Genomic DNA, 21875 nt, shown 5'->3' with positions numbered 1-21875 from the left:
TTAAAGTAATTAAAATAGGTTCATTTTTCCAAATTGGGGATAAAAATAACATGGCAAGATGTTTAGTAGATGCCATGTTTTTTACTATTTATTAGTTTTTATGATAGATTAGGTTGCACTTAATTTTAAAACATGCTTAATGAATATTTAGCAGAAAGCATTTCTAGTAGCTTTAATCCTGCAACGCTATTTCCTTTTTCATCCAGGGCCGGGCCATAGATGCCTAATCCATAACTATGAGGAATAGATCCCATAATGCCACCTGATACTCCACTTTTTGCGGGGATACCTACCCTAATTGCAAATTCACCTGATGAATTGTACATGCCGCATGTCACCATGAAAGTTTTGCATATTCTAGCGACATCATCAGGAATCATCCTTCTCTTTGTTACGGGATCAATGCCATTCATTGCAAATACTATGCCGATTCTCGCTAAATCTAAACAGTCCACTTCGATGGCACAAATCTTTGTATATAAATCCATTAAATTCTCAACCTCTTCATCAATTACACCATGCTGTTTCATGTAATAACAAAGTGAACGATTTAAAAATGAAGTTTCTAATTCAGATTTAGCAACTTCTTCTGAATACTCTACGTTGTATTTCCACTTAACTCCCTGACAAATGAGAGGATTTTATTAAAACGATCCTGAACGGAATTGCCATAAATCATATGTGCTACTGCTAATGCTCCTGCGTTGATCATAGGGTTTAATGGCTTAGAAGGATTGTTTATCTCCAATTTAATTATGGAATTGAATGGATCGCCTGTAGGTTCATAACCTACTTTGCTAAAAACGAAATCCTCTCCACAGTCCATTAGTGCATAAGCAAGGGTAATAACCTTCGAAATACTTTGTAGAGTCATCTTTTCCCTCGTGTCTCCAGCTGAAATACATTCTCCATCTGGGTGGTAAATCGCAATAGCTAAGTTATCTTTATTAGCCTTTATCAAGGCTGGAATATAGTCAGCTAATTTTCCATACTTTGTGTATTTTTTGGCTTCTAAAACCAAATCATTCAATTCATCCCTAGAAAGAAAACTCAATCCATTTCACCAACTTTTTCGCTATATTTTCAGTTATTTTAACCCATTTCGTATACTTTACTGATATATCCAAAAGGAAATCAGCCCCGTTTAAAGAGGCTGATTTCTGATTACTTTTTAATGGATATGATATGTTCTTCCTTTAAATCTACATTTCCAGATTTTCTAAGTTCCACCGTTTCACCTTCTTTAAGATTCGTGAATACAATAGGTGTCATGATGGATGGAGCGTTATGCTTAATATATTCCAAATCCACTTTTAACAATGGTTGCCCAACTTCGACCCGTTCATTTTCCTTTACAAATGCTTCGAATCCTTCTCCTTTAAGTTTTACGGTATCAATCCCGACGTGGATTAAAATCTCGCGTCCAGAATCTGAGAGGATTCCAATGGCGTGTTTTGTAGGGAATAGATTGATAATTTGTCCATCAACAGGTGAGACGATGGTTCCTTCAGAAGGGACGATGGCAAAACCATCACCCATCATTTTTTCAGAAAAGACTGCATCAGGAACTTCTGTGATGGATTTTATTTCCCCTTTTATCGGTGAGTAGAATAGTTCTTCATGGTGCTCCGTTTGTAGTGCTTCTGGATTCACTTCTTCTATTTGTTGCTCGACTCCACCTTCAGATGGTTTTTCTATTACACGAGGCTTTTTCCCACTCATAATGTCCTTCATTTGACCTTTAATGGTTTCAGATCTTGGTCCAAATATAGCTTGAATGTTATTACCAACTTCAAGCACTCCAGCTGCACCAAGTTTTTTTAGACGATTTTTATCGACTTCATTCACGTCATTGACGGATACACGAAGTCGAGTAATACATGCATCTAAATGAGTAATATTTTTTTCTCCACCCATTGCTGTAAGGATTTCGTATGGTAAGTTTCCACCCTTATGGTTTTTGCCTACCTCTTCTTCCTCAGTTGCATCTTCACGTCCTGGAGTTTTCAAGTTAAATGTGCGTATTGCAAAACGGAATCCAAAATAATAAATAACCGCAAAAACTAAGCCTACTGGAATTACAATCCATGCATTGGTCTGGGGATTGATTAAGCCAAAAAGAATATAGTCAATCAAACCTCCTGAAAAAGTCATACCAATTTTAACATCGAGTATATGCATGATCATAAAGGATAATCCAGCGAAAACCGCATGGATAGCAAATAATACAGGGGCTACAAACAGAAATGAAAATTCAAGCGGTTCTGTGATTCCTGTTAAGAATGAAGTTAATGCTGCCGAAGCCATTAATCCTCCGACAATTACTTTCTTTTCAGGACGAGCCTCATGGTAAATCGCTAAGGCTGCTGCAGGTAATCCGAACATCATGAATGGGAATTTCCCAGTCATAAAAGTACCTGCTGTTAGATTTTGAACATTATCAGCAATTTCAGCCATAAAAATTCTTTGATCACCACGTACCGTTTCACCGGCTTTTGTTACATACTCACCAAACTCGAACCAGAATGGGGAATAAAAAATATGATGCAAACCAAATGGTATTAGTGATCTTTCAATCAAACCGAAAATAAATGCAGATAGTGTTAAATTAGCATGTACCATGTTTTGAGAGAATGCATTTAATCCTGTTTGAATAGGTGGCCAAATTACTAACATTAGTAAACCTAGTAGAACGGCTGTAGCAGCTGTAATAATAGGCACGAAGCGTTTACCTGCAAAGAAGCCTAAATATGACGGTAACTCTATTTCATAAAATCTGTTAAATAACATTGCAGCTATAATACCAACGATAATTCCTCCAAACACCCCAGTTTGAAGTGTAGGTATTCCTAGCACATTAGCATAGTTAAGGCCATTTACGTCTTCAGCTGTAATCCCTGCAGCTGTTCCCATCGTTACATTCATGATTAAGTATCCAATGATGGCAGCCAAACCTGCTACTCCATCACCGCCTGCCAGTCCTACCGCAACCCCTACCGCAAAAAGTACCGGTAAATTTGCGAATACAATATCACCTGCTTTTTGCATTACGGATGCGACGATGGCAACACCGCTATTGTCAAGGAAAGGTGCTAACTCCAATAGAGCAGGATTCTTAAGTGCTGCACCAAGCGCAAGTAATATCCCTGCCGCTGGCAAAAGCGCAACCGGTAGCATCAATGCCTTCCCAACTTTTTGCAAAACGCCGAAAGCTTTTTTGAACATTTCAAAACCTCCTATGTAAATATCATTTCATGAAAAAAGCATAAAGAAAGAGGACTGCTAAAACGTATAGAGATAGATTACCCTATAAATTTTAAATCAATCATACTCTTCCCTTATGCTTCAACTTATACTAATGTTTTGGGTTGATTACGAAAAGTAATTCAAACCCATAGCTTCACGTACCTCTAGCATAGTTTCTTTTGCTATTTGTCGTGCTCGTTCTGTTCCTGACATTAGGATCTCATCTACTCTTTTTGGATTGTTTTGATACTGGTTTCTTTTGTCCCTCATCGGTTCTAGTAAATCATTGATAGATCCTGCAATTTTTTGTTTGCATTCCATACATCCAATTTGTCCTTTTTTACATCCTTCAAAGATCTCGTTAGATTGCTCTTTATTGAATGCTTGATGATATGCATAAATAGGACAAATTTCTGGATTGCCCGGGTCATTCTTATGAATCCGGGATGGATCAGTTTTAGCTTTTTTAATTTTTTCATTGACTTCATCTTTAGTTGAATCTAAAACGAGTGCATTTCCCATGCTTTTGCTCATCTTATTATTTCCATCTAACCCTACCAGTCGAGGAACTTCACCTACTAATGCGGTTGGTTCCACTAATATAGGTTTATACAGTTGATTGAAACGGCGAACAATTTTCCTTGTTTGTTCAATATGAGGAATTTGGTCTTCCCCCACTGGAACCAAAGTAGCTTTGCAGAATGTGATATCTGCGGTTTGACTAATGGGATACCCAAGGAAGCCATAATTCATCTCACTATTCCCTCGTGCCCGTGCTTCCGCTTTTATTGTAGGATTATGCTTAAGAGAATTCACAGTGACAAACATCGAATAATAAGCTGTCAATTCAGCAATCTCTGGAATCAAGGACTGGACAAAAATGGTGGATTTTTCAGGGTCAATTCCCGCAGCTAAATAATCCAATGCTACTTGACGCAAATTTTCCTTGATAAGCTCTGGATTTTCAAAATGTGTAGTTAATGCCTGGACATCCGCAAGTAAAAGATAAGTCTCATATTGATGCTGCAGCTCCACCCGATTCTTTAAACTCCCCACGTAATGGCCAAGGTGAAGTTTGCCTGTCACTCGATCTCCTGTTAAAATACGGTTCTTCATAAAAAATCCTCCTAATGTAATGGGTTTGTATTCCGTTATCCAAGTTCAACCACCAGCAATCATCCATGACCATCACCTCCTTAAAAAAATCTTTAAAAAAAGACAAAAAACCCCGTCCTAAAATAAAGGACGAGGTTCTCGTGGTACCACCTTAATTAATCGCTATTGCGACTCACTCTTAAGTACGGAAAGATGAAAAACCTTTCGATACTCCTCTCGTTGATAACGGAGAGAGAACCCCGGCAACGCCTACTTTTTGATTCAGCGAAGCGATTCAGAAGCCCATTCCGTACCAGTTGAGGATCGGTTCACAGCAACCACCGACTCTCTGAACCCCAATTTTGATACGTACTTACACTTCATCAACATCGTTTGTGCGTTCGATTATATTAATCATAGTATATTGCCATATTGTAAAGAAGTCACTATATTTTTTCGTAAAACATGGTAAAAAGTATAAATTCCATTAACTTTTCCACTCATTCTAGTTTTGATTGTGCCATAAAAAAGAGAGCAATCTTTCATTGCTCTCTCAGAAATCTTATTCTTCTTCCTCGTCCATCATTTCATCAAATGCGGCAGATACTTTATCAAACTCTTCATCGCTTTCAATTGCACTAAAGTCTCCATCAGTATCTACTTTCAAAAAGAAGATATCAATGTCATCCTCTGTTTCTTCTTGTAAATCCTCTACAAAGCTGACAGCAACATATTCTGTACCGTCAATTTCTACTGCTGCCAAAACTTCCACTTCATTTTCTTGTTCGGTTTCATCACTAATTGTAAAAATTTCTCCAACTTCAATCTTTGCCATGTCTCATTCTCCTCTCAATATAAGAATAATCATACTTTATATCTTCCCAAACTGATATAAAGTAATCCAATAATATAAAAAATTTTACTCTATTACCAATTTAACTTTTTACGTAAGGATGAAATATGCGCAATATGATGGCGACAATGCCAGTCATATAGACCTATGTTTTGTTCCAGAGTAATTTCACCAGATTCAGGATGTTGGAATGTCTTCTTTAATTCTGTTGGGCTAATATTTCGAAGAACATAAACCCATCTTTTATGTAGAGACTCGAGTAAATCCAAAGAAATTTCAATTGGCAATTTTGAATCTGGGAGCTCTGCCCAACGATCCTCATAATACGGTTTAATGGTCGGTGTATTCGGATTCTAAGTGTTGATATATGAATAAATTAATGAGTAAATTTTGGATTTTTCAAAAAGCGAAGAGTGAATTTTCAAAAGTGAAAGGTAAAATGGGCGAAATGACGTCCTTTACAACAACAACAAAGTTTTTTGTTGTTCAACTAACCCCCCGTTTTAGTTTAAGAATGAAAAAGAGATACTTTACACATTCCACGTACTATGTCAAATTTGCTTTTGTATTTCCCCAGCTTTTTAATATTTTAGTTAGATAACTCGATTGTATATATATGAAGACTGTGATAGTCTATGTAGACATAGTGTTTTAACCTATGTAAGTGAGAATAAAGCTATGGTAAGTGAATCTGAATGCTAACTATTTATTAAAGAACTTGGACGTTTACTAATTGAACTTAATTACTGTTGCGATAACCACGTTCGGAACAACATCCAACAAGATATTTTTTTACTTCGCAAAGCGTTAGTCAGTATGTCTGATTAACGCTTTTTTAACACCTACTCGAAAGATTCAAGGAGGAATGAATTATGCTGAATGTATTAAATAAAGTTGGATTATTAAAAAACCTACACAATGCCAGTCGAAGGAACATGTTTTCAATAGAGATTCCTAAGGCTACAAAAGATGATGGAAATATGATTGAAGAATTGGTTAAAGAATTAGAAAGCGAAGGGAAAATTAAATTGAGAGAGTTAATACAGCGAGAATACTCAATTTATTTACATGGAATAATGAAGTATGCATCCGAATAATCGGCTGCTTTATTATTTTCGGTGGTACACATGATGGCACTCGGTCTTAAACCAACTTGCCCTATGGTATTCCTGTTCGGTGTAAAGGATAGCATAAGTGTGGACTTTTCATCTTGGTGATCACTTTGGGCAGGGATAGTAACACATTTTGTGGTTACACACTAGGAGGCAACAGCAATGGAAAAAGGTACAGTTAAATGGTTTAATTCAGAAAAAGGTTTTGGATTCATCGAACGTGAAATTGGAGACGATGTATTCGTTCATTTCTCTGCTATCCAAAGTGAAGGTTACAAATCTTTAGATGAAGGTCAAAAAGTAACATTTGACATTGTGCAAGGTGCTCGTGGAGCTCAAGCTACTAACGTTCAAGCAGCTTAATCTAAATAAAATGATAACAGGTTCTATTTATAGAGCCTGTTTGTTTATGTGTTTCTAAATCATCTCAATAAAAAACTCTACTCAACCAGTAAGTAAGGAGTGGATACAGGTACTGTAAAATGTTTTAAAACTTAAAAGGTTGACTTCAGTATTACATTCAAGTTGACAATATGCGAAGTTTTATCGGGAGAAAACCAAGAGGACATCTGAGTTGAACTTATCAACTTTCAAGTACAAAGCGGTGATTATGCTTGGTCCCATCAGAGTTCATATTTACAAAGGGGTAGGAGGACAATTAAATTTTAGAAACGTTTTCTGCTTGAGAACCACGTTGTCCTTTTAGAATATCAAATTGTACGCGTTGCCCTTCATCAAAGGATTTAAAACCATCACAAGTAATCTTTACTATTGTTATGTAAATAAAATAAAAAATGGTTTCCAGGTCTGGAACCATTTTTGTAGTTGACCATATGGTGTTACCAATTTGTTTTTCTCTTTTACGTAAAGAAGATAAACAATTACTATTCACTATCTCAGTAGATGTAAAAAATTCTTAAAGATAGAGGTGAGATTGACTGTTTTTTCTTCTAGAAATAATGACTTAAATAATATATTGTATACCTAAAACAATGAAAGCCCTACCTCTCCTTCATCCTTACGGCTCCTTGTCCGTGCCAGTGCGAATCAGTATTGCCAAAAATCAAGTTACTATTTTATCGAGTTATTTGATGAAACTTCAAAAGTTCGTAAAAGAAATTTTTTTAAAAAAAGGAAAGATTGTAGAAATAACAAAAGAGGTAATGCTCTAAAGGTGAGTTGGAGAAGGGAATGTCTTTGAAAAGATTTACTTTTATTAATAAACATATTCCAAAAAATCAAGGGAATATTCGGGAGATGTAATACATTGTCTTAAATTAACCTTAACAGAAACTTTTTATTTGATTGTCAGTAATCCCTTTAATCAATCCCAGTTCACTAATCAAATATCCATGTGCGTTATCTAACATTTTCTTTTCGCTTGAATTAAGTGCTTTTTCTTTCCTCATACGCATTAAATCACGTACAACTTCAGAACATTCTTGTATTTTACCCGTTTTTATTTTGTCCGTGTTCACTTTAAACCTTTGTTTCCACGGCAGTAATTTATCGGATTCTCCATGATGAAAAATGTTTATGATGTTTTTTAATTCAATGATGTCAGTAACAGGGCGTATACTTGAACTTACTATTTTAACCGTAGGAATCATGACTTGCATATTCCCGATAAACATATTTATAACATAATACTGTTGTTTTTTCCCTGATATTTCCTTTTCTTCTATGGCTTTAATTATACCTGCTCCGTGCATTGGATAAACAATGTTATCGCCAATTTCAAACAAATAATCCACCTCCATATATTGTAACCTTCTTAATCTTAACACATATAATATTTTTTATCAAATTTTTCATAATATCATAAATTAATCTTCGGCGTCAACATCTTTTTCTTTAAAAATCATAAAAAGCAAAAACAATAGGAATCTTGTCGTATTACCAATAAAAGGAAGGTTGATTTGAGCAATGCGTTCTAACCTTTTAATGATTCTTCTGTTGCCTGCAAATCGATTCCATCATTACGTATTGTTATCGTTTGTATAAGATCTGATTTAATCCGATCAATGTCTCTCAGTATATTTGTCAATAACTTAAATAGCTCTTTATTCACTACCCTCTACCCTTTTTTGCTCTGGACTGTGTTATTTCCTTTACCCACGACGTCAATGGCTTATGCAGAGATGACTTTAGTATCCATTATTTCCTATTATTTTCACTGGGCTTATCCTATAATCAAAAAAACGGGCGTCTTAATGAAAATACACTATTAGTCTTATTAAATTAACCTCCCCATTTATACAATAGAAGCATATTTTCTTTATTCAATATTAAAAGCGATCATCCCTCTGGATCACCGCCGTTAATTGGACAAAATGAGGTGTGTCACTTTAAAGTACACCTTACCCTTAAATTGTATATTATTAGTAAGCCAATTCTATTATTTTTTTGATATGGCTTTCATTTTCCTCTATTTTTACTAGCTTACTCAGGTATTTATTAAGTCTAAGAATCTCTGGAACCATACTGATCAGTGTTTTCATAATTTGATTAGTATTACGACTACAATCCCAACTTTTCAAAAGACATAAGTGCTGATGATCTAATTTACTTCATTTACCCTCAATTTTTGACCAAACACCGTATGGGCTATCTAAATGTTGCTCCATTTCCATATACCAACCAGAAACAACTAACCAACGTACTCTATCTATATTAGATAAAACATAATATATATATTTCATCCCTCATGACAGCACGGTGGTTTCGTTTATGAAAGCAAGTAGTTTTCCTCTCCAAAACTCCACTTCGTCCGGTGAGCGTTTATAAATTTCATATAAAGACTCCTTTATTACCTTACTTACAATGTTGTTTGGGTCGTAAAGAACCTGATATCCTTTTAACCAAATAGATGGTACAACTTCTTCAGGTGAATGATACCAACTATCTACTTTTATAAAGGAATCATAATGGGTAACTATAAATGGTGAAGTTGGATTAAAGTCTTCGAAAAATAAAACCTCTCCCCATTTTCTTGCCCTATTACGTTTGATAACCAATAATTTCACTAGTACAAATGTCAAATTCTAAACTAATCTATTTATAGTGGTCATTATGGAACCAAAACCTATTGGAAATTGCCATTTCCCTAACTATGAAACAGGTCAATAAAAAAAAATACACCACTATATATAAGTGATGTACTTAAATTTAATATTATATGTGACATTAAAGACTTTAATTTTACAAAGTAATGAGGTGCCCGCCACTCCTATAATAATCTCTCCATATAATATCGATCTTCACCAGCACCGAATTCGGAGTACCTCGTTTCTTTAATCTCAAAGCCTTCTCTTTCATATAACTTCACAGCCGGAATGTTCTTCACGCTTACAGTCAAGCAAACTAATGAGAATCCATCATTTTTTAATATCGAGTAGACTTCACGTAAAAATTTCTTGCCGACACCTTTGCCTTTATGATCCGACCTTACGTAATATCCGAAAATGTACGCTTTTTCTGGATTATTGTAATCTCTCATACATTCACAAACTGCAACAGGACGATCATCGTCTTGTTGACGATAAAGGATTAGTTTGCCATATCGTGCTATCGGGACGAGCGTTTGCTCATCGACTGCTCCTGTACCAGGAAAAGCATCCTGTTCAAGCTCCATCATCATTTTTTGCTCATCAGGTGTCAATTTACTTGGAACTTCAATATAGAAAGGTTTATCAATGACAGTCATCATTTAAAGCCTCCTTATCCACATCATACGAAATATCTCTTAACGGCCAAATCTCATCTGGTATATATTTATAAGGAAAATTTCTTAAATCGTTCGATGCAACTCCTGGTGCATCGACATAAATGACTTTACTGATTAGAGGATCAAAAGCTGCCCTGAAATGATTTTTCACCTTCATTCCAAGAATAGTATAAGATGATGGTTCGATGCCAATATGTCGGAACATTTCTGGATCATTGGCAGACATAGGTCTCCCAATCAACAAAATGTCCAATTCTCCTACTTTAATATGAGCTGCACCTTTAACATCTACGCGTAAATTCTGATTAAATGGGCCACTGTTGAAGAAAATTCCATCCGAAAGTGAAATAATTTTAGCCTCCACTGACACGGATTCTCCAAACTCTGGGGAAGTCTTGCCACCAAGATTTAATTCGACCAACGCGCTTACGCCAGCTTTTCTGCATGTTTCAATAGAGTCTGGATCGGTCAAGCCTCCAAATAGACTTTTCGGATAATTTATTCTTATGAACTCTTTCAATAATGTGGTTGTATCTCCACTACCACAACTTAAAGGATTATCTGAAATATCAGCTAATACTATGGGTTTAGTTTCTTTCAATGATACGGCCATCTGCATTCCTTCATGAACTGTTGGTAGATTCATAATAAAATTCTGTCTAATTTCCCAATACCTCTGCGAAAGCTTCTTAGCTGTATCGTTTGCACTTTTTTTATCATTAGCTATAACGAGAACACTAGCCCCCACCATTGGAATATCAGAATAAGGAAACCCTCCAAAGATCGATACATTTTTGATTCCGTTCTTGCCCTCCACATTGGTTGCCATTTCAATCATTACTTGCATAGGGCCTTCTTCTGTCCTCATGTTTATAGATGGTGGCATCATCGGGAGTTTAATGAATGCAGCTTCATAGCGTTTTCCATCTAGTAAATGCTCCAGCAGGATTTTTGCTGCATTGCCCCCTTGATCGTACATATCAACATGAGGATAGGTTTTGAACCCAAAGTGATATGGAGTGTGTTTAATCATTTCTGCACTTAAATTCGCATGCATATCTAATGTGGTTGCGATGGGAATTTTGTTTCCTACTAGTCTTCTAACTTCCCTTAATAACTTTTCCTCAGGATCGAAAATATCCTCGACTACCATTGCACCATGTAGGGCAATCAGTAAACCGTCAAGTTTTTCTGCCTTCGCGATTTCCGTCAACATTTCCGATTCAATTTGAAGGTAAGCCTCTTTCGTTACTGTTCCAGACGGGATGGCTGCTGCACATAATAAAGGGACTATTTCTACTTCGTCCACTTTGTTTAGCACGTCCAAAAAGCCACCGACTTCAGTTTTTGTGTCACTATAAGCAGTAAATATTTCGTTCCCTTTGAAATATCCCTCATTGTAAAATGCCTGGATATCTGTTTTTAAAGGAGCAAAGCTATGGGATTCATGATAGAAAAATGCGATCCCAATTCTATACTTTTTCATATGGCCCCTCCTTCTGTAGAGAAAAAAGTAAGGCGCCCACACCCGGGAACCTGGCCTCCGTTAAGCAGTAAAAATAATTAATATGTGGTATAAATCGACTTCCACTCCGTCATAACATCGAAAGCATGATGAGAAACCTCACGATGACCATTTCCAGAATGCTTTGTACCTCCAAAAGCGACTCCTAACTCTGCATTAGAAGTTCCATTATTAATATAAACGAGCCCGCTTTCAATCTCTTTAGCTCCACGATTGGCATAGTGAAGACTGCTAGTAAACAATGATGTTGAAAGTCCATAAACCGTATCATTATTAAGTTCGATGGCTTCTTCGAAACTATTAACCTCAATAAATGCTAAAACTGGTCCGAAGATTTCTTCCTGTGCTACTCGATCACTGTTTTTCACATTGCTTAAAACAGTCGGCTCATAGAAATATCCTTGTTCACTAGGAATTCTCTTTCCGCCACATTCAATCACTGCACCATTTTGAACGGCAAAAGAAACATATTTCTCGACTGTTTCAAGCTGATTTTTATTTGTTAGAGGACCAATATCTACTCCTGATTCCAGTCCGTTACCTGCCTTCAATTTTTGGGTAATGGCTACCACCTTGCTCAATAATTCATCTTTTACTGATGCCTCAACAATTACACGACTTGCAGCTGTGCACCTTTGACCTGTGGTCGTGAAAGCAGCTTTAACAATCGCTTCAGCTGCTAGGTTTAAATCTGCATCCTTTAAGACGATGGCAGCGTTTTTCCCACCAAGCTCCAACGAGACTCTCTTCAAAGTTTTTGCTGCCGTTTCAGATAATTTTATTCCTACTTCAGTAGAACCTGTAAAAGAGATGACTTTAACATCGCTATGCTCTGCCAGTTGAGCGCCGACTTTACTTCCAGCACCTGTGATGAGATTCAATACTCCTTTAGGAAGGCCAACTTCATGAAAAACTTCTGTGAAAATTTGGGCGGATAAAGCTACTTCAGATGCAGGTTTCCACACGACCGTATTTCCGCTAATTAATGCCGCGAGGATTTTATAACCTGCCAGAGCTACTGGGAAATTCCATGGCGTGATGCAAGCGACTACTCCAACTGGTTCACGAACCATCATAATATGCCGATTGGTCGCACCAGAAGAAACCGTTTCACCAAATAGCCTTCGTCCTTCTCCAGCCATGTACTTGCAGGTTTCGATTACAACGCCTACTTCACCAAGGGACTCAGCTAAGACTTTACCCATTTCCTTTGTCATTGTTTTCGCTAAATGTTCTTTTTTCTCTTCGAAAAGCTGTGCGGCTTTCCATAGGAAAATGGCTCTCTCAGGGAGGGGTGTGTTTTTCCATGCTCTAAATGCATTTTTCGCACTTTCTACTCCTTGATTTACTTGAAATGGAGTGGCAAATGCACAATATCCTTCCACTTGGCCAGTTGCAGGGTTCGTACTCTCAAAGAATTCTTGATTCTCATCTTGCGTCCAAGATCCGTTAATATATAAACCATTTTTCGTAGCTTGATGAATCAACTTTAACCCTCCTCTATAGCGTATCTTTTACAGCTTTTTCTAATATGGTTAAGCCTTGATCTAAATCACCTTCACTAATATTAAGTGGGAGCATCAAACGGATGGTTTGACCTTGTACACCACAGTTCATAATCAAAAGTTTATTTTCCAAACATTTTTGTTTAATGGCAGGGACAGCATGGCCGGCAATATCTCCATGAAATTCAATTCCAATCATCATTCCTAAACCACGAATATCTTTGATTTCAGGCAACCCTTTTAAAGATTCTCTTAAACGATTTACAATTTTTCCACCTAAATCTCTACTTCGGTCAACCAATTGGTCAGCTTCTATGACTTTAATGTTTGCTAGGGCAGCTGCGCATGATATTGGGTTTCCGCCAAATGTAGAGCCATGACCACCAACTGGCCATTTTTCGTGAATTTCTCTACTTGCTACAATGGCCCCTAGAGGCATACCTCCAGATAAAGCCTTTGCCAATACCATAATGTCTGGGCAGACACCCGAATGCTCTGCAGCAAACATTTTTCCAGTTCGACCAAAACCAGTTTGAACTTCATCAAAGATTAATAGAATCCCATGTTGTGCGGTGATTTTTCTCAGTTCTTGTAAAAATTCAGTTGGGGCAGGAAAATAACCTCCTTCACCCATGACAGGCTCGATTACCACTGCTGCCACTCGAGAAGGATCAATACGTAAATCAAAGATTTTTTGTAGTTGGTGTAAACAATAAGATGTTACTTCATCTTCCTTTACACCTTTTAGTTGTGTCGGATAAGGGTATGGAGCATGATACACTTCTCCTAAGATAGGTTCGTAGTATTTTCGATATTTGGAACTGGAGGCAGTAATCGCAGTTGCCCCTAGTGTCCTACCATGGAAGGAGCCTTCAAAAGCGATAATACCTGGTCTTCCAGTGGCTGCCCGAGCAAGTTTAATGGCACCGTCAATTGCTTCCCCTCCAGAATTAGAGAAAAACACTGTATCAAGATTTCCAGGAGTGATATTTGCTAGTTTCTCTGCAAGATTAGCGGCTGATGCGTAATAGCCATAATTCAAACCAAAATGAATGAAAGACTCAGCTTGATCCTTGATTGCATCGACCATGACGTCATTAGCGTGGCCGACAGCATTAACTGCCACACCAGAAACAAAGTCAATATATTCATCTCCATCTGCAGTCCAAAATCTAGCTCCTTTCGCCTTTTCAATAACCAATTCCGTTACCCGAGTCATAACTGGTGATAAGTGCTTTCTAGCCTTATCTTGGATTTCAGATGCTTTATTTTGCAGTTTCATACGAATTTGCCTCCTTTATTTCCTTAATAAAGATTTGTAACGACTTTTCTAGGATTCCGACGATTTCGTCTATTTCTGCTTTTGTGACATTTAATGGTGGTGCAATTAAAAAATGGTCTCCCTCATGTCCATTGATAGAACCACTTCCAGGATAAAAAACGGCACCGAGATTCATAGCAATAGTATTGATACGCTCAGAAGCTTGGATTTTACTTGGGAAGGCTGTTCCTTTCTCGCCATCAATAGCTAATTCAATCCCCATAAGAAGACCTTCTCCACGAATATCAAAGATGATCGGGCAAATCTTTTTTAAATCTAGAAGTTTTTGCTTTAAATAATGACCAGTTTCTTGCACATTGGTCAGGATCAAATCTCTTTCATAAATTTTTAATACCGATAACCCAGCAGCAACGGAAACGGGATGGCCACTATAAGTGTAACCATGCACGAATTTTCCTTTACTGTTGTGCATCAATCCTTCGATGACTCGGTCATGTACAATCATACCTGCTAATGGTGCATACCCTGCTGACACTCCTTTACCAAAAGTAATGATGTCAGGGGTAATCCCAAAGTGTTGAATTCCAAAGTCTTTTCCAGTCCGACCAAAGCCTGTCATGACTTCATCCACTATTAAAAGGATGTTGTACTTGTCACATATTTTTCTAACTTCTTTAAAATAGGCGCTTGGAGGACTGACTGCACCAAGCTGACTACCTACTATTGGTTCAGCAATGAAAGCAGAGATAGATTCAGGTCCTAACTCAAGGATTAGGATTTCAAGATTACTCACACATGACCAGTTTTTCTTTGACTCACATTCAGCCAATTCGCGCTGGTAAGGACATCTTTTACAATTAGGAGAATGTATGTGGCTGAAGTTCAATAAGTTCGGAGTATACATATGTCTCCGCTTTATATCACCTCCAGCTGAAAGGGATCCGTATGTATTGCCATGGTAAGATTGCCATCTTCCAATGACAATGTGCTTCTCAGACCTTCCAGCATCTTTGTGAAACTGTCTTGCAAGCTTCAAGGCACTTTCATTGGCTTCTGATCCTCCACTTGTAAAATAGACTTTATTCATAGAAGAAGGTGATAGTTTAGCAATTTTTTCTGCAAGCTCGAACAGTACATCGGTTTCAAACCTCATAGTATGCACAAAGGCGGCTTTCTTTGCTTGTTGAGCCATTGCATTAGCGATTTCTTCTACTCCATGGCCTAAATTAGCGGCTACCGCCCCTGAGCATGCATCGATATATCTTTTGCCATCCTCTGCATAAAGGTAGATTCCTTGTCCGTGTGTAATAATCGGGTATTGTTTAGTAAAATCCCTATGAAATACATAATCTTCTATTAACTCTTTTTCCATCGTTCCACCACCATTGAGATTCCTTGGCCTCCTGCTACACACAATGTTGCTAGTCCGTACGATAATTTGGTTTTTTGCAGCTCGTGGAGGAGTGTCACTAGTATCCTTGCTCCTGAACATCCTAACGGGTGTCCTAAGGCAATAGCACCACCATTGACATTTACTTTTTTCCTGTCGATTCCTGGCCATTGTTTCAAGCAAGCTAATGCTTGAGCTGCAAAGGCTTCGTTCAACTCTATTAAATCCATATCATGAATCGTTAACCCTGCTTTTTCCAATGCCTTGTTACTAGCAGGAACAGGTCCGATTCCCATTTCTTTAGGAGACACTCCACTAGTTGCCCACGATTTAATATACGCTAAAGGATTCAATCCAAGACTAATTGCTTTTTCTTCACTCATTAACATAAGGACAGCAGCTCCATCATTTCGTCCTGACGAATTCCCTGCTGTCACTGACCCTTCTCTTTTAAAAGCCGGATCAAGTTTTGCTAACTTCACTAAGGAGGTCCTTCTTGGATGTTCATCAACGGCAAATAATCCGATTTCACTTTTCCCCATTGACAAACTGATTGGAACAATTTCATCTGTAAAACGGTCGGCTTCTATTGCCCTCCATGCTTTGTGTTGGCTATCTAGAGCGAATCGGTCCTGTTCTTCTCTCGTGATTTCGTATTTTTCTGCTAACCACTCTGCCGTTTCTCCCATGGTAAATGATCCGTATATGTTTTGGGGTTGGGAGCATGGTTGACTTCGAATATTTGAATCTAGTAATGTCAGATTTCCAGGTTTGATTCCTTGTCGGTTTCCTACAAAATAATATGGAGCTTGAGACATGCTTTCTACACCACCAGCCAAAACTACATCCGATGTACCTGTCATAATTGACATAGCACCATTAATTACGGCCTGTAATCCAGATCCACATTGTTTCTGAATGGTATGCCCTATCACTTCTTCGGAAAAACCAGCTTTTAAGGCAGCGACTCTAGCGATATTAGGTGTCTCAGCACTTTGTTTTGTTTGGCCGATTATGACTTCATCTATAATGGAAGAATCATAGCCGATTGAAGATAGATTATTATTCATGACCACGGATAATAAGTCTTCTGGTAGCAAAGTCGACAATGATCCTCCATACTTTCCAATCGCTGTCCTTAATGCACTTACAATAACGACCATCAATCCTTCACCATCCTGTCTTTGACTACATCTGATTTCAGTTTTTCTGAGATGATGAAATTTGCTTCCGTATTCTTTTGTACTTGGTCGATGGATATGCCTGGTGCTGTTTCTATTAATGTGAGTCCTGTTTCATCAACTTCAAACACGGCAAGTTCCGTGATAATTAAATCTACCGGTCTTTCTGAGGTAGTTGGATATTGTAATGTTTTTACAATTTTGGACTCACCTTCTTTTGTTGTATGAAGGGTTGTGACAATCACTTTTTTCGACCCTTCTAAGAGATCCATTGCCCCCCCTACTCCAAGAACACTTTTTCCAGGTACTGCCCAATTCGCCACTCTTCCTTTTTCGTCCACTTGAAGAACACCAAGTATAGAAACGTCTACATGACCACCTCGTATCATGGCAAAAGAAGAAGCACTATCAAAAAACGACGAACCTATTTCGACCGTTACAGGCAGTTTTCCAGCGTTCACTAAATTCTTATCAACTTGTTCTGGTGTAGGTGAAGGTCCTACGCCCAAAATCCCGTTTTCTGAATGCAGAAATACAGTAATTCCATCTGGCAAGTAATCCGCCACTAAGGTTGGAATACCAATCCCAAGGTTTACAATATCTCCATCATTTAGAGCCTGGGCTGCCTTTTTTGCAATAAAATCCTTATGGCTCATGGCATTTCAACCTCCTTTTTTACAACATAGTCTACAAATAAGTGTGGTGTGACTATTTCTTCTGGGGACAGCTCTCCCACCTCTACAATTTCATCCACTTCGGCTATGACAATTTTTGCTGCAGTAGCCATGTTCGGATTAAAATTCCGTGCTGATTTCGTATAGACGAGGTTACCTTGAGTATCCGCTTTATGTGCTTTAATAAGGGCAAAATCAGCTTTTAAAGATGGCTGTAATATATACCTCTTATTCTCTATAACCTTTTCTTCCTTACCAGAGGCAATTAATGTTCCCACTCCAACAGGAGTATAAAACCCTCCAAGTCCAGCTCCTCCTGCGCGAATGGCTTCAGATAACGTTCCCTGTGGAATTAATTCGATATCCAATTCGCCCATTTGATAGGCTTTTACAACATCTGGATTTGAAGTGAAATATGAACCAATTCCTTTCTTCACCCTTTTGTTCCTAACGAGTACACCTAAGCCCCTGCCAGGCTCCCCAAGGTTGTTGCTTATAATCTCTAAATCTTTCACTCCTGACAAAAATAAAGAGTGAATCAATGTTAAAGGACTGCCGACTAATCCAAACCCTCCTACCATAATTCGGCTTCCATCTGTTATCAAAGAAGCTGCTACTTGAGGCGATATTAGCTTTTTCATCCGATTTCCTCCGTTATCACTGAATTCTCCATGTTTACGTAAAAAATTTTTATTTTTATTCACACTCAATGTTTTTAGAATGAGAAAATGATGTGATTGCTATTGCTGTAGAATAAACCTTTATGTGAAACATTCACCCATTTCTTACTATTGTATTGATATGCCCCTTTTACACAGAAAAAAGCTGAGCAGAATTATAATCAGCATCAGAATTCATAAGAATTTCGTTGCCTTTCCAATCCACTCAGCTTTAATAAGACCATGAGAGAGGAAAATCTCTCACTTTATTAAAACTAATCCTTTATTTTATTATTTGTTGAGTCCCAATATCTTTGTACTGCCGATTGCAATGCGACAATGATTGCCTGTTGCGATGGTGCAAAATAATGTTGCTTAATGGTCTGGATTAATGGATCCAGTCCCTCATTTAGACAATAACCAATCAAAATTCTTTCAAAAAAGTCTTTCGTTAAACCTGTCACAAAAGTAAAATCAGCTTTTACGATTCTATGTGTCTGATGATTGACTTCTAGGACTATCCCTGCGTGTTTGTATAACTCATACATTGAAGTTCCCTGTGGAGCTTTTGCATAACCAGTGACAATTACAGTATCTAGTGTATGAATAGGAATTCCCCCCACAAAACCGTACCACTTTTTAATTTCCGAAATATTTAGTAGTAATATATTAATTAATATTCTTTATGTCATTATATGAAAAGTTATCCTTTTCATGCATGCATCTTTGTTTGTATAACTATAAATTTACTAGTTTCCATTGTTGCCAATGCTTTTCTAATTGTTGTCGTGCGTCTGCAACATTAGGATGAAACTGAATATCGGATAGTTTTCTAAGTTCATCCACGTAAGCGATACTATCCTCGATATCAGACTCATAGATTTTGCCTATACCTATTGTTTTGCATATCGATTGTCCTGCCAATTTCCCCTGTGCCATCGCTACCTTTGCACCTTCAATCCCTGTGATATTTCCAGCAACAAATAGCTTAGGTATTGTGGTTTGCAACTCACGGTTATGTAATGGAACAGTGCCAGACAAACCTTCCAGCTTAACAAATTTACAGCCCGCATTTGCAGCCAGCTCATACAAGGGACTTAAACCACCTGATATACAAACTGCATCTACTTCGATGTTCCTAAGACTTCCAGTAGGATTTCCATCAATATCAATTGTTGTAACGGTTACACTATTAACTTGTTGATCACCGTTGATTGAAAGCAGAGTTTTCCTTAAATGAATGGGAATCCCCCACATTTTCACACCAGTTCGTGGATATAATTTAGCTGCAATCTTTTGTCCCATTTTTTTCTGTAACAGTTTACCAGATAGTCTGATAAAACATGAAGGAGCATAATCTGTCATATGCTTTAATGATTCTAGTTGGGATAGGGGTGTAGCCCCATTGGAGAATGGAGATGAAGGCAGCATGTATATACCTTGTATTTTTGCTCCTGCTATCTTCATTGATTGAGCAATTGATAATGAGAGCATATCGATTCCTACAATAAGGACATTTTTTCCAGGCAAGACTTGATAGACATTAGTCATCACTTGTGCAGCACCGATTGAAATAACTCCTGGCAAGGTCCAACCAGGGAGGGGAATCGGTTTTTCAACCGCTCCAGTTGCCAGCAATACAGCATCTGAATCGATTACCAATCCTTCTTCCCCCAATACAAGATCTGATACGTGTACTTTCCATCCATGTTCCAGACCCCATACCTGTTTTCCAATTAGGAATTTTACGTTAGCATCAAGTGCTTGCCGCTCAAGGGATTGTGCTATTTCGTTTCCTTTCCACCATATGGTTTTCCTTCCATCCTGATGCAGCTGACCTAGCAATTTACCACCTAACTTAGGGTGGTCGTCGACTAAAGCTACCTTGCCACCTCTCTTACCTATCTCAATTGCAGCTGATAACCCTGCAGGCCCTCCCCCTACTATCACCACATCGACCTTCATTCTCCTCCCCCTTTTTAAAAGCAAAACAAAATCTTTTTTATCTATAAACAGGAATAGTAATGCTCACCTTCTCTGATTAGTGTCGTGCATGCTTTGACTAGACCTAACTCTGATTGATAAATCCTGCACTCATAACATTGTCCTATTCCACAATACATTCCTCTTGGTTCAGCATTTTTTTCGCTTTTGCGTAATGCTTTTATTCCATTCGCCCATAACGCGACTGCTACCGAATCTCCTTCTCTCCCTTCATAGGACACACCATTAAAAGTAAATGAGATTTTAATTGCAGAGCGAGGCATTAACAGTGGATGCTGTATTCTCATCTAAGTTCCCTCCCCACAAGCTTTGATAGGGAGACCGGCCGAACTGGTAGATGAATGGTAAGGTGACTAGGGGCATGCAGTATATCTTTCATTTTAGGTGGTACTAATGCTTCCAGAGATGACCTACATATCCGTCCTTGGCATATTCCCATGCCAGCACGAGTTGCCATTTTAAGCTCTTGGGTTGTGGTTGCCCCTTCTAAAATTACTTGTTCAATTTCATCAAGAAATATCTCTTCACAACGACAAATCATAATAGAGCGATTATACATAATCATACCCTGCCTTCAACTATGAAAAGGTACACAGCGTTAACTACAATATAAGCCCTTTCATTTGTTTGTATTGAACCGTTCTACAGAAAACTGAGACAAAATTGACTCTTGAATAGGATTTTTAATCCCTTCAAAGTAATAACTGAGGCTATGGGCCATGATTTTCCCCATGATGGCAGACATACCATAACCATGTCCGTTATACCCAGCAGATACAAATGCATTATCCACGCTTTTTATTCTACCGAAGTAAGGAAGATGGTCCTCCGTTAGTTCGACTGTACCTGCAAAAGCACGAATTAATTGTTTATTGCGGAAATTTGGAAACAATTCCAATAATCTACTTGTCAAAAATTCAATAGCAAAACTTGTATTAGAAACATCATATCCAGTGGTTTCCCAAGGTCCTCCACCACCAAAGATTACATTTCCTGCGTGCGTTTGACGTAAATATAATGAATTTCCAGTAACAAACGGATGAATTCTTCTTGTTCCCATAAAATCAGTTACTAGAATTTGCGAGCGCCTTGGTTTTATTAGGACTTGTTCATGTAACGCTTTGCATATTTCAGTCGTCCATGGACCAGCACATATAAGATAAGCATCAGATTGAATATTTCCTTGGTCAGTGATGACATAATCTATGGAGCCGTTTGTGAGGTTAAACCCCAATACTTCACAATAATTAACTAAGGTAGCACTATTTTCTTTTAGGAACTTTATTAGACTGGTTATTGTCGTAAAAGGATAGCTTTGGGCGTCACATTCGCTGAACAAACCCATTTTTACTTCTGGATATAGATCAGGAAGAAATTTAGTTATAGTTTGAGGGGTTAACTCCTTCACATTCAATCCGGCAGTTACATATAGTTCTCTAGCAACCAAGAGTTTTTCTCTTTCATATCTATTTCTCGCGACCATGACATGGCCGGACGCAACATATTTAGTATCAATCCCATCTTTTTCAAGATTACTCCAAATTTCGGATGCCAGACGGGCAAATGGGATTTCGGAAAGCTCCCTACCTAATGTAAGTACCCCTCCCCCATTCCTCCCAGAA

General features: G+C 37.9%; 20 protein-coding genes, 3 pseudogenes and 1 other annotated feature. Of the genes and pseudogenes, 2 read left to right on the top strand and 21 right to left on the bottom strand.

The window, feature by feature from the left end; genetic code table 11:
- Positions 1–125 precede the first annotated feature (125 nt).
- From glsA to DBX25_RS02405, 5 genes and pseudogenes are all read right to left on the bottom strand, one after another.
- Positions 126–1054, bottom strand: a pseudogene (gene glsA, locus DBX25_RS02425) (glutaminase A).
- A gap of 110 nt (positions 1055–1164) precedes the next feature.
- Entirely contained in the window at positions 1165–3225 is a 2061-nt protein-coding gene (ptsG, locus tag DBX25_RS02420; RefSeq protein ID WP_108669182.1) for a glucose-specific PTS transporter subunit IIBC, read from the bottom strand.
- 147 nt (positions 3226–3372) lie between these two features.
- Positions 3373–4362, bottom strand: a complete 990-nt coding sequence (gene trpS, locus DBX25_RS02415) for a tryptophan--tRNA ligase (protein WP_108669181.1) — start codon at positions 4360–4362, stop codon at positions 3373–3375.
- A gap of 122 nt (positions 4363–4484) precedes the next feature.
- Positions 4485–4737, bottom strand: a binding site (T-box leader).
- Positions 4738–4903: 166 nt separating this feature from the next.
- The gene (locus DBX25_RS02410; protein WP_108669180.1) at positions 4904–5176 is read right to left on the bottom strand and encodes a DUF1292 domain-containing protein; all 273 of its coding nucleotides are present in this window, start codon (positions 5174–5176) and stop codon (positions 4904–4906) included.
- A gap of 92 nt (positions 5177–5268) precedes the next feature.
- A pseudogene (locus DBX25_RS02405) lies at positions 5269–5535 on the bottom strand (DinB family protein); the annotation flags it as partial.
- 531 nt (positions 5536–6066) lie between these two features.
- On the opposite strand from DBX25_RS02405, the gene DBX25_RS02395 reads away from it, so the two are divergent.
- Both DBX25_RS02395 and DBX25_RS02390 read left to right on the top strand, forming a co-directional pair.
- On the top strand, positions 6067–6291 hold the full coding sequence (locus tag DBX25_RS02395; protein ID WP_108669177.1) for a hypothetical protein: 225 nt from the start codon (positions 6067–6069) through the stop codon (positions 6289–6291).
- A gap of 177 nt (positions 6292–6468) precedes the next feature.
- On the top strand, positions 6469–6669 hold the full coding sequence (locus tag DBX25_RS02390; RefSeq protein ID WP_108669176.1) for a cold-shock protein: 201 nt from the start codon (positions 6469–6471) through the stop codon (positions 6667–6669).
- Positions 6670–6964: 295 nt separating this feature from the next.
- Here the strand turns inward: DBX25_RS02390 and DBX25_RS21095 are convergent.
- The 16 genes and pseudogenes from DBX25_RS21095 to DBX25_RS02310 all read right to left on the bottom strand — a co-directional run.
- Positions 6965–7069 (bottom strand): annotated as a pseudogene (locus tag DBX25_RS21095) (cold shock domain-containing protein); the annotation flags it as partial.
- Positions 7070–7589: 520 nt separating this feature from the next.
- Positions 7590–8066: a CarD family transcriptional regulator gene (locus tag DBX25_RS02380; protein ID WP_108669175.1), complete on the bottom strand. Its 477-nt coding sequence runs from the start codon at positions 8064–8066 to the stop codon at positions 7590–7592.
- Positions 8067–9011: 945 nt separating this feature from the next.
- The gene (locus tag DBX25_RS02375; RefSeq protein ID WP_157950853.1) at positions 9012–9347 is read right to left on the bottom strand and encodes a hypothetical protein; all 336 of its coding nucleotides are present in this window, start codon (positions 9345–9347) and stop codon (positions 9012–9014) included.
- A 188-nt stretch (positions 9348–9535) separates the two neighbouring features.
- Complete coding sequence (locus tag DBX25_RS02370) at positions 9536–10015, bottom strand: GNAT family N-acetyltransferase (RefSeq protein WP_240620122.1); 480 nt, start codon at positions 10013–10015, stop codon at positions 9536–9538.
- Positions 9999–11519: a M81 family metallopeptidase gene (locus tag DBX25_RS02365; protein ID WP_108669173.1), complete on the bottom strand. Its 1521-nt coding sequence runs from the start codon at positions 11517–11519 to the stop codon at positions 9999–10001. Before DBX25_RS02365 ends, DBX25_RS02370 begins: the two co-directional genes overlap by 17 nt.
- Positions 11520–11596: 77 nt before the next feature.
- Positions 11597–13045 (bottom strand): aldehyde dehydrogenase family protein, encoded by a 1449-nt coding sequence (locus DBX25_RS02360; RefSeq protein WP_108669172.1) that lies wholly within the window; start codon positions 13043–13045, stop codon positions 11597–11599.
- A gap of 13 nt (positions 13046–13058) precedes the next feature.
- On the bottom strand, positions 13059–14345 hold the full coding sequence (locus DBX25_RS02355; protein WP_108669171.1) for an aspartate aminotransferase family protein: 1287 nt from the start codon (positions 14343–14345) through the stop codon (positions 13059–13061).
- Entirely contained in the window at positions 14329–15717 is a 1389-nt protein-coding gene (locus DBX25_RS02350) for an aminotransferase family protein (protein WP_108669170.1), read from the bottom strand. The genes DBX25_RS02355 and DBX25_RS02350 overlap by 17 nt, the downstream gene beginning before the upstream one ends.
- A complete protein-coding gene (locus DBX25_RS02345) occupies positions 15702–16898 on the bottom strand; it encodes a thiolase family protein (RefSeq protein ID WP_108669169.1) in 1197 nt (398 codons plus the stop codon). The genes DBX25_RS02350 and DBX25_RS02345 overlap by 16 nt, the downstream gene beginning before the upstream one ends.
- Entirely contained in the window at positions 16898–17572 is a 675-nt protein-coding gene (locus tag DBX25_RS02340; RefSeq protein ID WP_108669168.1) for a 3-oxoacid CoA-transferase subunit B, read from the bottom strand. Before DBX25_RS02340 ends, DBX25_RS02345 begins: the two co-directional genes overlap by 1 nt.
- Positions 17569–18231, bottom strand: a complete 663-nt coding sequence (locus tag DBX25_RS02335; protein ID WP_108669167.1) for a CoA transferase subunit A — start codon at positions 18229–18231, stop codon at positions 17569–17571. The genes DBX25_RS02340 and DBX25_RS02335 overlap by 4 nt, the downstream gene beginning before the upstream one ends.
- A gap of 293 nt (positions 18232–18524) precedes the next feature.
- Positions 18525–18872, bottom strand: coding sequence for a DUF3870 domain-containing protein (locus tag DBX25_RS02330; protein ID WP_240620121.1), 348 nt, complete (start codon positions 18870–18872; stop codon positions 18525–18527).
- Positions 18873–18987: 115 nt separating this feature from the next.
- Complete coding sequence (locus DBX25_RS02325) at positions 18988–20214, bottom strand: NAD(P)/FAD-dependent oxidoreductase (protein ID WP_108669166.1); 1227 nt, start codon at positions 20212–20214, stop codon at positions 18988–18990.
- Positions 20215–20255: 41 nt separating this feature from the next.
- Positions 20256–20540, bottom strand: coding sequence for a (2Fe-2S)-binding protein (locus DBX25_RS02320; RefSeq protein WP_108669165.1), 285 nt, complete (start codon positions 20538–20540; stop codon positions 20256–20258).
- Positions 20537–20818 carry a (2Fe-2S)-binding protein gene (locus tag DBX25_RS02315; RefSeq protein WP_108669164.1) on the bottom strand — a complete coding sequence of 94 codons (282 nt, stop codon included), beginning with the start codon at positions 20816–20818 and terminating at the stop codon, positions 20537–20539. Before DBX25_RS02315 ends, DBX25_RS02320 begins: the two co-directional genes overlap by 4 nt.
- Before the next feature lie 54 nt (positions 20819–20872).
- The coding region (locus tag DBX25_RS02310; RefSeq protein ID WP_205685167.1) for an NAD(P)/FAD-dependent oxidoreductase at positions 20873–21875 on the bottom strand (1003 nt) is incomplete at its 5' end.

The sequence above is a fragment of the Peribacillus acanthi genome, assembly GCF_003073175.1.
In the GTDB taxonomy this organism is placed as follows: domain Bacteria; phylum Bacillota; class Bacilli; order Bacillales; family DSM-1321; genus Bacillus_BN; species Bacillus_BN acanthi.
Note: the sequence above shows the minus strand (reverse complement) of the source record. Positions and strands in the feature narration are given on the sequence as shown.

Coding starts and splice junctions, on each gene's coding strand:
- DBX25_RS02390 (WP_108669176.1), top strand. CDS start 6,469: ATGGAAAAAGGTACAGTTAAATGGTTTAATTCAGAAAAAGGTTTTGGA.
- DBX25_RS02410 (WP_108669180.1), bottom strand. CDS start 5,176: ATGGCAAAGATTGAAGTTGGAGAAATTTTTACAATTAGTGATGAAACC.
- DBX25_RS02320 (WP_108669165.1), bottom strand. CDS start 20,540: ATGAGAATACAGCATCCACTGTTAATGCCTCGCTCTGCAATTAAAATC.
- DBX25_RS02325 (WP_108669166.1), bottom strand. CDS start 20,214: ATGAAGGTCGATGTGGTGATAGTAGGGGGAGGGCCTGCAGGGTTATCA.
- DBX25_RS02350 (WP_108669170.1), bottom strand. CDS start 15,717: ATGGAAAAAGAGTTAATAGAAGATTATGTATTTCATAGGGATTTTACT.
- DBX25_RS02315 (WP_108669164.1), bottom strand. CDS start 20,818: ATGATTATGTATAATCGCTCTATTATGATTTGTCGTTGTGAAGAGATA.
- DBX25_RS02345 (WP_108669169.1), bottom strand. CDS start 16,898: ATGGTCGTTATTGTAAGTGCATTAAGGACAGCGATTGGAAAGTATGGA.
- DBX25_RS02340 (WP_108669168.1), bottom strand. CDS start 17,572: ATGAGCCATAAGGATTTTATTGCAAAAAAGGCAGCCCAGGCTCTAAAT.
- DBX25_RS02335 (WP_108669167.1), bottom strand. CDS start 18,231: ATGAAAAAGCTAATATCGCCTCAAGTAGCAGCTTCTTTGATAACAGAT.
- trpS (WP_108669181.1), bottom strand. CDS start 4,362: ATGAAGAACCGTATTTTAACAGGAGATCGAGTGACAGGCAAACTTCAC.
- DBX25_RS02380 (WP_108669175.1), bottom strand. CDS start 8,066: ATGGAGGTGGATTATTTGTTTGAAATTGGCGATAACATTGTTTATCCA.
- DBX25_RS02365 (WP_108669173.1), bottom strand. CDS start 11,519: ATGAAAAAGTATAGAATTGGGATCGCATTTTTCTATCATGAATCCCAT.
- DBX25_RS02395 (WP_108669177.1), top strand. CDS start 6,067: ATGCTGAATGTATTAAATAAAGTTGGATTATTAAAAAACCTACACAAT.
- DBX25_RS02355 (WP_108669171.1), bottom strand. CDS start 14,345: ATGAAACTGCAAAATAAAGCATCTGAAATCCAAGATAAGGCTAGAAAG.
- ptsG (WP_108669182.1), bottom strand. CDS start 3,225: ATGTTCAAAAAAGCTTTCGGCGTTTTGCAAAAAGTTGGGAAGGCATTG.
- DBX25_RS02370 (WP_240620122.1), bottom strand. CDS start 10,015: ATGATGACTGTCATTGATAAACCTTTCTATATTGAAGTTCCAAGTAAA.